This window comes from Roseobacter sp., assembly GCF_024639605.1.
Classification (GTDB): Bacteria; Pseudomonadota; Alphaproteobacteria; order Rhodobacterales; family Rhodobacteraceae; genus Roseobacter.
Window position 1 is genome coordinate 1 of record NZ_JAHEHZ010000119.1, and the last position, 10,645, is coordinate 10,645.

10 protein-coding genes and 1 tRNA gene are annotated in these 10,645 nt (G+C 60.7%); 6 read left to right on the top strand and 5 right to left on the bottom strand.

The window, feature by feature from the left end:
• Nucleotides 1-1,117 precede the first annotated feature (1,117 nt).
• Nucleotides 1,118-1,327 carry a hypothetical protein gene (locus Q0M35_RS14080; RefSeq protein WP_295316384.1) on the top strand — a complete coding sequence of 70 codons (210 nt, stop codon included), beginning with the start codon at nt 1,118-1,120 and terminating at the stop codon, nt 1,325-1,327.
• A 167-nt stretch (nt 1,328-1,494) separates the two neighbouring features.
• Here Q0M35_RS14080 and ykgO read toward each other — a convergent pair whose 3' ends face one another.
• Together ykgO and Q0M35_RS14090 are read right to left on the bottom strand one after the other, a co-directional pair.
• Nucleotides 1,495-1,620, bottom strand: a complete 126-nt coding sequence (gene ykgO, locus Q0M35_RS14085; protein ID WP_005850168.1) for a type B 50S ribosomal protein L36 — start codon at nt 1,618-1,620, stop codon at nt 1,495-1,497.
• Nucleotides 1,621-1,696: 76 nt separating this feature from the next.
• Nucleotides 1,697-1,771: transfer RNA gene (locus tag Q0M35_RS14090), tRNA-Val, on the bottom strand.
• A gap of 148 nt (nt 1,772-1,919) precedes the next feature.
• Between Q0M35_RS14090 and Q0M35_RS14095 the strand changes: the two genes are divergently transcribed.
• A complete protein-coding gene (locus Q0M35_RS14095) occupies nt 1,920-2,780 on the top strand; it encodes an N-formylglutamate amidohydrolase (protein WP_295316387.1) in 861 nt (286 codons plus the stop codon).
• Between the two features lie 14 nt (nt 2,781-2,794).
• Here the strand turns inward: Q0M35_RS14095 and Q0M35_RS14100 are convergent, their stop codons facing one another.
• Complete coding sequence (locus Q0M35_RS14100; protein WP_295316389.1) at nt 2,795-4,048, bottom strand: DNA polymerase IV; 1,254 nt, start codon at nt 4,046-4,048, stop codon at nt 2,795-2,797.
• Nucleotides 4,049-4,112: 64 nt separating this feature from the next.
• On the opposite strand from Q0M35_RS14100, the gene Q0M35_RS14105 reads away from it, so the two are divergent.
• Entirely contained in the window at nt 4,113-4,520 is a 408-nt protein-coding gene (locus Q0M35_RS14105; protein WP_295316391.1) for an NUDIX hydrolase, read from the top strand.
• A 261-nt stretch (nt 4,521-4,781) separates the two neighbouring features.
• Here Q0M35_RS14105 and pyrF read toward each other — a convergent pair whose 3' ends face one another.
• Nucleotides 4,782-5,477, bottom strand: coding sequence for an orotidine-5'-phosphate decarboxylase (pyrF, locus tag Q0M35_RS14110; protein WP_295316392.1), 696 nt, complete (start codon nt 5,475-5,477; stop codon nt 4,782-4,784).
• 530 nt (nt 5,478-6,007) lie between these two features.
• Between pyrF and clpB the strand changes: the two genes are divergently transcribed.
• Entirely contained in the window at nt 6,008-8,626 is a 2,619-nt protein-coding gene (gene clpB, locus Q0M35_RS14115) for an ATP-dependent chaperone ClpB (RefSeq protein WP_295316394.1), read from the top strand.
• A gap of 63 nt (nt 8,627-8,689) precedes the next feature.
• Here the strand turns inward: clpB and Q0M35_RS14120 are convergent, their stop codons facing one another.
• Entirely contained in the window at nt 8,690-9,178 is a 489-nt protein-coding gene (locus Q0M35_RS14120) for a fasciclin domain-containing protein (protein WP_295316396.1), read from the bottom strand.
• Between the two features lie 279 nt (nt 9,179-9,457).
• Here Q0M35_RS14120 and Q0M35_RS14125 point away from each other — a divergent pair, with 279 nt between their 5' ends.
• Both Q0M35_RS14125 and Q0M35_RS14130 read left to right on the top strand, forming a co-directional pair.
• Nucleotides 9,458-10,108, top strand: coding sequence for an HAD family phosphatase (locus Q0M35_RS14125; protein WP_295316398.1), 651 nt, complete (start codon nt 9,458-9,460; stop codon nt 10,106-10,108).
• 108 nt (nt 10,109-10,216) lie between these two features.
• Nucleotides 10,217-10,645 (top strand): molybdopterin-dependent oxidoreductase (locus tag Q0M35_RS14130; protein WP_295316400.1); only part of this gene is annotated, 429 nt, incomplete at its 3' end.

Sequence of the window (10,645 nt, forward strand, 5' to 3'; positions counted from 1 at the left end):
TGTGGCCTTTGCGCGATCGTCTCACCTTGCTCCTTGTGATGCCGGAAGGCCTCTCTGTGGCGCAGCCGGAAGACCAGCCCCCGGGGCGCATTGAGCGCCAGCGCTGATCTTTCACTCCCGGTCTCAGCTTTCTCAACGATTGTCCTGCCGGCTCACGGAGCAGAGTGCGCGCCGAATGAGACGGACTCATTTTACTGATGGGACGCCCGTACGCTCCTTTGGGGCCATTGTGCAGGCTTATTCCCTGTTTCGAACCGGTCAGCATCACCATTGTGCCCTGTAAACTGCCTCGTTTCCCCCGGATTTAACCCCGTGCGGTTTCATCACCGCGACTCTGACCGGGTAAAGCCCAACGTTTTCGAAGGTCCCGGTGCGCAGACAGGCTCCCTCAATCCCGAAGCTCTCAGGAACATCGATCTGCGGATTGCGACGCTTTAGGCAGAGGGGGTCCGGATCTGGCCTGATCTGCATGCGAGCCGCTGTGGCAGGACGATATGCCGAGCTGGATCGCTTCGGGGCAGGTGCCGGGTATGCCGCTCAGCGTCTCCGAGTGGAATCAAGGTAATTCCCCATAAATAAAGCGCTTTCCTGCCGGCGTGCAGGGCGGCGAAGGCCGCGCATCAGGGCCGGGATGCGCCAATGAACTGCGGCTCACCTCAGCAGCCGCTGGGCAAGTCACGGCGACCGGACAACTGGTCTGTCGCGAGCGACCCCGCGGTCATTGCCACGCTGCCTGTTGCGGCGCTGTTGTACCGGCAGGGGCATCTGCGTCTGGTGGAGAAAACCTATGCCCTGCGCCTGGCGCCTGAGCTGCGCACTGGCCGGAAGATTTCCCCGGAGATCTCTGCCCCAATCCGCACGATTTACGAACCAAGCCGGCTGGTAACCAAAATGCCGGCGGTTGCGGAGTTGCCCTGGTTTACACCGCGCCCGGCTCTGTCCGGCACCATCATCATTGATGATCGCGAACGGTCATTTCCCGATCCCGCCATCACTTTGGATACTGCCGGTACGGGCGAATTCTCACGCGATTTCCTGGCGGGCCACTTCCGGATTGATACAGCGCAGAGCAAGGTGATCGCGGGGACCATTGGCGGACTAAACGCGGATCCGGGTTGTGTATCAGCACGAATTGATCAGAGCACAGCTTATTGTGGTGCAAAGCCTCGACAGCGTGCCGACAGAGCAGTCAGGCAGTTTGCCGATTACCGCCATCGCGAGGATCGATCCTGTGGGTGATGGAAAACCTGCGTTCCGGGTCGGGACTTTGAACGGGATGCTGCGCGTCACAGCCCCTGCCGGTATGACACTGCGCGATCTGACCTGAACGACAGTGCCGGCAGGTGTCACAACTGATGGGTACAGCGTTGAACCGGCCGATCTTTCAGGGCTGACCCGAACATTCCCCGCGCGCTGCAACGATGCGTGCATGGCTGCGGATACAAAAAAACCGCCCCCGAAGGAGCGGTTTTTTAATTCATCGCGCGTCCGGTCTCAACCCTGGCGGGCTTTGAACCGGCGCTGCGTTTTGTTGATCACATAAACGCGGCCTTTGCGGCGCACAACACGGCAGTCGCGATGCCGGTTCTTGAGCGAGCGGAGCGAATTACGAACCTTCATGGTCGTCTCCTCATGTTGTGGCGCGGGCCAGCGCCGGGTTGCGGGCAGTCCGGAGAATCCGGACCGGTGAAACAGATGGTGGGCGATACTGGGATCGAACCAGTGACCCCTTCGATGTCAACGAAGTGCTCTACCGCTGAGCTAATCACCCACTATGTCAGCGTAATTTCAGTGCCCCAAACAAAAACGGGGCGCGAAAAACCGCGCCTGAGCCGCGTCTATAAAAGGAGTCGTCGAAGGGATCAAGGGCTTTTGGCTTTGATATGTTCCAGGCTATGCTCCGACCAAGAGGATAACGAATGCCCAAGACCCCGTTTTATGTAACTCTGCCCGCCGAACGACGCTCCTGCGTGGTTTTTGCCTCACCTCACAGTGGCCGTGATTATCCGCCCGCGATGATGCAGCGGAGCGTGCTGGATGACCACTTGATCCGGTCATCCGAGGATGCCTATGTCGATCAGCTCTTTGATTGTGCTGTACAATTCGGTGCGCCCTTCCTGCATGCCGCCGCGCCGCGTGCCTTTGTCGACCTGAACCGCAGCCCCGAGGAACTGGATCCCGCGCTTATCAGCGGCGTGCGCCGGCAGGGCCATAATCCGCGCGTGGCCTCCGGTCTGGGAGTGATTCCCCGCGTGGTGGCAAACGGACGTGCCATCTACAGCGGCAAGATTTCACTGGCTGAGGCCCGGGACCGGCTGGATACCTGGTGGCATCCCTATCACCGGTCTTTGCAGGAGCTGCTGGATCAGGCGCAGCGCCGGCACGGGCAGGCGGTTCTGATCGACTGCCATTCAATGCCGCATGAGGCGGTCGCCGGTATCGTGCGCAGCGGCGCACCCCGGCCGGATGTTGTTTTGGGCGACCGTTTTGGCGCGGCGGCATCGGGGGATGTGATGGACCGGGTCGAAGCCGCTTTTGTAGCAGCGGGTTTTCGGGTCGCGCGCAATGCGCCCTTTGCCGGTGCCTATATTGCTCAGGCCTACGGGCGCCCGTCCCGCGCTCAGCATGCGGTTCAGGTCGAGATCGACCGCGCGCTCTATATGAATGAGACAACCATCCGGCCCAATCAGAACTACGCTGAAGTGCGTCACGCGCTGCGCGCTGTGATCGCGGATATCGCCCGGATCGGCCAGCAGCGGATGCCGCTTGCGGCAGAATAACCCCTTACAGCGGATCAGCGCAGGGCGCGGCCCTTGAGGATCGCGTCCGGGCCGAAGCGCGCGCGGATGGCATCGGTGGCGCGTTCCGCTTCTGAGCGGCGGCGCGCCTGCGGATCCAGCAGATCTCCGGACCGGTCTGCTCCTTCGGCACTTAGGAGATCCGAAAGCCCGCATCCGAGCAGCCGGTAAGGGCCTTTATCACCGACCTGATCAAAGAGGCCGCGTGCGGTGCGATAAACGGTATCCGCCATCTGGGTCGGGTCGCGCAGGCTGATGCGGCGGGATATCAGCGAATGATCCGAGCGTTTGAGCTTAAGTGTGACGACGCGGCCCGCAAGGTCTTTGGCTTTGGCGCGGTCGGATACTTTTTCGGCCATCCGCCACAGGTGCCCGTCAAGAAGATCAGGGTCTGCTGTGTCCTCTGCGAATGTGGTTTCGTTTGAGATCGATTTCATCGGCGCGTGGGCCGAGACCCTTCGACGGTCCTCGCCGCGCGCGAGATGCCAGAGCCGGTCTCCCATTGAGCCGAAGCGCGCGACCAGATCGGTACGTTCCCAGCGCAGCAGATCGGAAAACGTACGGATCCCTGCTTTGTCCAGCGAGGCCTGGGCTGCGGCACCCACGCCCCAGATCATCCGCACGGGTTTGTCGCGCAGGAATGCATCGGTTTCCGCTGTGCCGATGACCGAAAATCCGTGCGGCTTGTTGAGATCAGAGGCGACTTTGGCAAGAAACTTGTTGTGGCTGAGCCCGACGGAGCCCGTCAGGCCCAGTTCGGTCCGCATCCGGCGGATCAGCCTTGCCAGCATCACCGCAGGCGGGGCCGCATGCAGCCGGCGCGTGCCGGTAAGGTCGAGAAACGCTTCGTCCAGTGACAGCGGCTCGATATCGGGGGTCATCTCTTCCATCATCGCGCGGATCGCGCGCGAGGCCCCAACATAGGCCTCCATGCGCGGTTTGATAATCACGGCATCGGGGCAGAGTTTCAGCGCCTGAAACATCGGCATTGCCGAGCGCACACCGCGGATCCGCGCCACATAACACGCGGTCGAGACAACGCCGCGCCGCCCGCCGCCGATGATCACCGGTTTGCCCTCGAGCGTGGGATCATCCCGCTTTTCCACTGAGGCGTAGAAGGCATCGCAGTCCATATGTGCGATTGACAGGCTGAAAAGTTCGTCATGCGCCACGACCCGCGGGCTGGCGCAGGTCGGGCAGCGGCGTCCGGCGTCGAATTCTGTCAGGCAATCACGGCAAAGGGCGGGCATCTGCGTCATCATTGGCTATAAGGGCAGGATGACCCGATTGTATGCCGCCCTGCCGGAAATGAACATGCAGTTTCACGGCGCAAAGATTGCTCTGCTGACAGAAACGGCGCTGCCGGTGATTTTGCGCGATACACGGCCGGACATTCCGTGGCCCGGCTTCTGGGATCTGCCAGGTGGCGGACGGGAAGGCTGCGAAACACCTGTTGACTGCGCACGGCGCGAAACTCTTGAGGAACTGAACATTGAGGTGCGCCCGGACCAGATCGTCTGGGGCAGAAGTTTTTTGACCGACGGGCGACGACACTGGTTTTTCTGCGCGCACCTGAAGCCCGGAGATCTCACCGGGGCACAATTGGGCGATGAGGGTCAGAGATGGGAGATGATGCCGGTTACGGCGTTTCTCGGGCACCGCCGCGTTGTGCCGCATTTTCGCGGCCGTTTGCAGCTCTTTCTGGAGGAAACGGGTAGCTGACAGAAAAACCCCCCGCTGCCGAAAGCGGGGGGAGGTAACGAACCTCAGGAAGACGGGGTTCGTCGGGGAGTATCACCTAACGTCAACTTACCACCTGGAAGTGTATTCACCGAGGAACTTTTCCCTCTGTCTGACTACATACTGTTGTCTGTTGTCGAAGAGCCACAGTTTGTTGCGCCGCATAAGGGGGGATTCGGGTAGCTGCAAAACCCTGTGCACAACTCAGATTATCGCCGGGAAATCAGCCGTTTGGAGCAAGGTCTAAACGTTCCGTATTTCCGCCAGAATCGCCTCTGCCGCGCTGCGCGGGTCTGAGGCTGTCCAGACCGGACGTCCGACAACAATGTGGTCTGCACCGTCGGATATTGCCTGCGCGGGCGTGGCGACTCGCTTCTGATCGCCGCGCGCCGCACCTGCCGGACGCACGCCGGGTGTCACGATCAGCCGGTCTTCGGCTTCGGGCAGGGCCCGGATCAGCGCCGCTTCCTGCGGGGAGGCGATGACACCATCGGCTCCTGCTTCAAAAGCCCGCGTTGCCCGGATCCGGACAAGATCCGGGATGTCGCCATCGCGGATCAACGCGGCGTCGAGGTCAGCACGGTCGAGCGACGTCAGCACGGTCACAGCAAGGATTTTCATCGACGAGCCTGCTGCGCCGTTCATGGCGGCCCGCACCACGTGCGGATCGCCGTGAACAGTCAGAAAATCCAGATCGAACTGCGCCAGACCACTGACTGCGGCCTCGACGGTGGCGCCGATGTCAAAGAGCTTCATATCGAGAAAAATGCGCTTGCCGTGCTCTGATTTGAGTTCATTGGCCAGCGCAAGACCGCCGCCGGTCAGCATGCCGAGACCGATCTTGTAGAAACCTACCGCATCCCCGAGCTTTTCGGCCACGGCAAGTCCTGAAATCGCATCGGGTACGTCCAGTGCAACGATCAGCCGGTCATCTGACATATCAATCTCTCCTGATTTCCGGACTGTGCTTAGGCGCGCGGGGCGTTTTTGTCTATGTGCCGGCGGTGGGCGCGCGCAGAAAAGCCATGAAGCGCAGTGCGGGTGCGCATTCCGGCGAAGATTGTGATGACCGGCCGGCTGCCCGGACAGGCACTGCGATCCGGTTAAGGAATCCCGCATGCCGGCCCGTGACCCGGCATTAATCGGCCGTTTGCAGGGCATAACCACGCCCACTCGTTACCCTGACGAATGCAATCTTTCGTTTCGCGACATTACTTCGCGCCCTCACCGTCATAATCTAAGATCCGCGGGATCGGCGGTAACAGGAAAGACCGGCGTAATTTCCCGCCCGTCTGTTGACCGGGATCAAGGCGGAACGGCGTACCGTTGTCATAATCAGACCGGGAGATGAGATCCCGGGCCCTTGAAGCGGGCAGGGGCATTGCCCAGATACTAACCGAGGCCTCAGACGCGAGTATGCCGCCAAGCCGGGTACCGCACAGGAGAGGCGCTTTATAAAGGAGAAGACGATGGATCTGACACGGTTCACGGAGCGGTCGCGCGGTTTTATTCAGGCGGCCCAGACAATTGCAACGCGCGAAAGCCACCAGCGGCTGGCGCCCGAGCACATACTTAAAGCTTTGCTGGATGACGATCAGGGTCTTGCGACCAATCTGATCTCCGCCTCGGGGGGTAAACCTGAGCAGGTCACACAGGCGCTTAGCCTTGCCCTGGGAAAGATGCCCAAAGTGACCGGTGATGCAGCCCAGGTGTATCTCGATAATACAACACAGAAGGTGCTGGCCGAGGCCGAAGCGCTGGCTAAAAAGGCCGGAGACAGCTTTGTTCCTGTTGAGCGCATTCTGATGGCGCTTTGCATGGTCAAGTCCGGCGCAAAGACAGCGCTGGACAGCGGTGGCGTCACGGCACAGGGGCTCAATGCTGCGATCAATGATGTGCGTAAAGGCCGGACTGCTGACACAGCGACAGCCGAAGAAGGCTATGACGCGCTGAAGAAATACGCGACCGATCTGACGGCACGCGCCGAGGAGGGCAAGATTGACCCGATCATCGGGCGGGACGAGGAGATCCGCCGCGCGATGCAGGTGCTCAGCCGCCGGACCAAGAACAACCCGGTTCTGATCGGTGAGCCCGGCGTGGGTAAAACCGCGATTGCCGAGGGACTTGCCCTGCGCATCGTAAACCGCGACGTGCCCGAAAGCCTGCGCAACAAAAAGCTGCTGGCGCTGGATATGGGCGCGCTGATCGCGGGTGCGAAATACCGGGGTGAGTTTGAAGAAAGGCTCAAAGCCGTTCTGACCGAGGTTACGGAAGCCGCCGGTGAGATCATCCTTTTCATCGACGAGATGCATACGCTCGTAGGGGCTGGCAAAGCAGACGGTGCAATGGATGCGGCGAACCTTATCAAACCGGCGCTGGCGCGCGGGGAGCTGCACTGTGTTGGTGCGACGACGCTCGATGAGTACCGCAAATACGTGGAAAAGGACGCGGCCCTGGCCCGCCGGTTCCAGCCGGTGATGATCCTGGAGCCCACGGTTGAAGACACCATCAGCATTCTGCGTGGCATCAAGGAGAAATACGAGTTGCACCACGGTGTGAGGATCTCGGATTCGGCACTTGTGTCTGCGGCGACGCTGAGCCACCGCTATATCACTGACCGTTTCCTGCCTGACAAAGCCATCGACCTGATGGATGAGGCCGCCTCGCGTCTGCGCATGGCTGTGGACAGTAAGCCCGAAGAGCTTGATGCGCTGGACCGCCAGATTATGCAGTTGCAGATTGAAGCGGAAGCGCTGAAGAAAGAAGAGGACGCAGCTTCTAAAGATCGTCTGGAAACGCTTGAAAAAGAGCTTTCCGAACTGCAGCAGGAAAGTGCTGAGATGACCGCCCGCTGGCAGGCGGAGCGCGACAAGCTGGCCGGTGCGCGTGATATCAAAGCGCAGCTCGATCATGCCCGCGCCGAGCTTGATATCGCTAAGCGCGAGGGTGATCTCGCCAAGGCAGGCGAGCTCAGCTATGGTGTGATCCCGCAGCTTGAAAAGCAGCTCGGTGACGCCGAAGGGCGTGAAGACAGCGATGTGATGGTCGCGGAATCCGTGCGGCCTGAACAGATCGCGAGCGTTGTGGAGCGCTGGACGGGGATTCCGGCCGGCAAGATGCTCGAAGGTGAGCGCGATAAGCTCCTGCGCATGGAAGAGCAGCTGCATAACCGGGTGATCGGACAAAACAAAGCGGTGAAGGCCGTGGCCAATGCCGTGCGCCGGGCCCGTGCGGGTCTGAACGATGAAAACCGCCCGCTTGGATCGTTTCTGTTCCTCGGGCCGACAGGCGTGGGTAAAACCGAGCTGACCAAGGCGGTGGCCGAATTCCTCTTTGACGACGACAGCGCCATGGTGCGCATCGATATGTCGGAATTCATGGAGAAACACGCGGTCTCTCGTCTGATCGGGGCGCCTCCCGGCTATGTCGGGTATGACGAGGGCGGCGTGCTGACCGAAGCGGTACGGCGGCGTCCTTATCAGGTCGTGCTTTTTGACGAGGTCGAAAAGGCGCACCCGGATGTCTTCAACGTGCTGTTGCAGGTTCTTGACGATGGTATGCTGACCGATGGTCAGGGGCACACTGTCGATTTCAAGCAAACGCTGATCGTGCTGACGTCAAACCTCGGCTCTCAGGCGCTGAGCCATCTGCCGGAAGGGGCGGATGCCTCGGAGGCGCACCGCGACGTGATGGATGCGGTCAACGCGCATTTCCGGCCGGAGTTTCTGAACCGTCTGGATGAGACGATCATCTTCGACCGGCTCAGCCGGGAGGACATGGACGGTATCGTTGATATCCAGATGGCGCGGCTTCTCAGGCGTCTGGCGGGTCGCAAGATCACGCTGGAGCTTGACGACGGTGCCCGTAAGTGGCTGGCCGATGAAGGCTATGACCCGGTTTATGGTGCCCGGCCGCTCAAGCGGGTGATCCAGCGCGCCTTGCAGGATCCGCTGGCCGAGTTGTTGCTGGCAGGTGATGTCAAAGACGGCGATACGATCCCTGTTAAGGCCGGCAAGGATGGTCTGATCATCAGGGACCGCGTGTCCGCCACCAACAGGCCCAGACCGGATGACGCTGTCGTCCACTGATGCCTGAACAAAGCAAAGGCCCGGCGGAGTGATCTGCCGGGCCTTTTTTTCGTATCGGTGATATCAGCCCTGCGGCGGCAGGATCACAGCGTCGATGACGTGGATCACACCGTTGGAGGTTTCGATATCGGCCGTTGTCACGGTCGCTTCGTTGACCATCACTCCATTGTCGAGATCAATGGTGATGTCACCGCCCTGGACAGTCGTGGCTGTCATGTCATCGCTGAGGTCCGTGGACATCACTTTGCCGGGGACGACGTGATAGGTCAGAATTGACACAAGCTGGTCTTTGTTCTCCGGCTTGAGCAGTGTCTCGACTGTACCCTCGGGCAGTGCCGCGAAGGCCTCGTCGGTCGGTGCAAAGACGGTGAACGGGCCTTCGCCCTTCAGCGTGTCAACGAGACCGGCGGCGGTCACGGCTGCCACGAGTGTCTCGAATGTGCCGGCGCCTGCGGCCGTGTCAACGATGTCCTTTGAGTGGCCATCGGCAAATGCGGTTGTACCTGCCAGCGCGGTTGCTGCGGTCAGTGCAATCATTGTTCTGCGGAACATGGTGTTCTCCCTTAACGGTTTACGGTTGGTCTGCCGTGATTGGCATTGCCAGAGAGACGCACCGGAATGGCATTCGGATCACTGCGGGATCTGCGCCCGGCAGCTTGACGCGGAGGTGTTGTGTCCTAAGCTGCGGCGAGGCCCGGTTTCCATTCACAAAAATGTCAGGCATTCCTCTGATTCAACCGCGCAAAATCCCGTGCCGAATACCGGGAGTGTCTCCAACCAGCCCCCGGGCATCTGACAGATGCAGCAGGGGCAGAACAGCAGGCAGAGATTATGAACTTTCCACCCGACATGGTGCTTTTTGATTGCGACGGCGTGCTGGTGGACAGCGAACCGCTGTCTGAAGCAGTGCTGATCAAAAACCTGTCGCGCCACGGGCTCGACCTTGGCCCCGATCAGTTTGCCGGGCTGTTTCTCGGGGGTACGCTCGCTGGTGTCATGAAGACAGCGCGCGAAATGGGGGCCGATCTGCCCGAGAGCTGGCTGAACGACACCTATCAGGAAATCTTCACGGTACTGGAGGAGCAGGTCGAGCTGATCCCGGGGGCAGGTTTGGTCCTTGACCGGCTGGACGCTGCCGGTGTGCTATATGCTGTCGGCTCCAACGGGCCGCACCGCAAGATGGAAATCAGCCTTGGGCGCACCGGTCTGCGCAGCCGGCTGCAGGGGCGGATTTATTCGCGCGAAGATGTGGCAGCGCCGAAACCCGCACCGGATGTTTATCTGAAGGCGGCCGCAGACGCCGGTGTGCCGCCCGGGCGTTGTGTGGTCGTGGAAGACAGTGCCAACGGGGCGCGCGCAGGGCAGGCGGCGGGCATGTATGTCATGGGCTTTGCGGCAGATACCCCGGCAGAACGCCTGGCACCTCATTGCGACGGCATCTTTACCGTTATGAGCGATTTGCCGGGGTTGCTCGGGGTCTGAGCCGGCGGCTACGTTACAGTCTGCTGTCTCAAACGTGAGGGAAATACATTTGGACTGCTGCCGCTCTGTGCCTAGGTAAGTAGCACGCGAGCACAACAGGAGACCGACATGGCATTCCGCTGGAAGAACAAGCTGAAAGACAACGACGTCACGGACGAGCACCTCTATCTCAGCCGCCGTCAGCTGATGGGCGGTGCTGTGGCGGGTGCGGGTCTTGCAGCACTGCCGCAGGGGGCCGCTGCGCAGGAGATGCGCGAGCCCAATTCCTGGGAAGACATCACACAGTATAATAACTTCTATGAATTCGGCACCGACAAGGGCGATCCGGCGCGGTATGCCGATGCGCTTTCCATCGATCCCTGGAGCGTGAAAATCGACGGTATGGTCGATGCCCCGGGTGATTACGCCTTTGAGGATATTATGAAGGCCATGACCATCGAGGAGCGCATCTACCGGCTGCGCTGTGTCGAGGCCTGGTCGATGGTCGTGCCGTGGAACGGGTTCGAGCTGGCGGACATGCTGGCGATGGCCGGCGTG